Raw genomic sequence first — 518 nt, 5'->3', positions numbered from 1 at the left:
GGCGTCGCTGGGCTACGGGTATCCGGAGCTGTTCAGCATTCCCGGGGAATCAAAACGAGAGATTTTCCACTCGCTGGTGATGCAAAAACTGCCGGATCTGCTGGTTCTGACGCTGCTGTTCGTGCCGGCGAACTGCCGTCGCTTTTTCCGCCTGCAATAACGGTGATACAATCCCCGCCCCTGGATTTTTGAAGGTCAATTATGCATTGCGCACTCTACGACGCCGGCCGCTGCCGCTCCTGTCAATGGCTGGAGCGGCCGGTCCCGCAACAGCTCGCCGATAAAATGGCCGATCTGCGCACGCTGCTGGCGGCGATCCCGGTCGCAGCCTGGGGCGAGCCGGTCAGCGGGCCGGAGGCGGCTTTCCGTAACAAGGCTAAAATGGTGGTCAGCGGCAGCGTTGAGCGTCCGCTGCTGGGGATGCTGCACCGCGATGGCACTCCGGTGGACCTCACCGACTGCCCGCTCTATCCCGCCGAGTTTGCCCCGGTTTTTGCTGCCCTGAAGCCCTTTATCGC

Annotated in this window: 2 protein-coding genes; both read left to right on the top strand. The window is 62.2% G+C overall.

From position 1 onward, the window contains the following. Nucleotides 1-7 precede the first annotated feature (7 nt). The gene (locus tag HGP29_RS28655) at nucleotides 8-160 is read left to right on the top strand and encodes a YbjO family protein (protein WP_262889559.1); all 153 of its coding nucleotides are present in this window, start codon (nucleotides 8-10) and stop codon (nucleotides 158-160) included. Between the two features lie 41 nt (nucleotides 161-201). Next, nucleotides 202-518 (top strand): class I SAM-dependent methyltransferase (locus HGP29_RS28650; RefSeq protein WP_211093488.1); only part of this gene is annotated, 317 nt, incomplete at its 3' end.

Origin of the sequence: Flammeovirga agarivorans, from assembly GCF_012641475.1 — a bacterium.
Classification (GTDB): Bacteria; Bacteroidota; Bacteroidia; order Cytophagales; family Flammeovirgaceae; genus Flammeovirga; species Flammeovirga agarivorans.
Note: the sequence above shows the minus strand (reverse complement) of the source record. Positions and strands in the feature narration are given on the sequence as shown.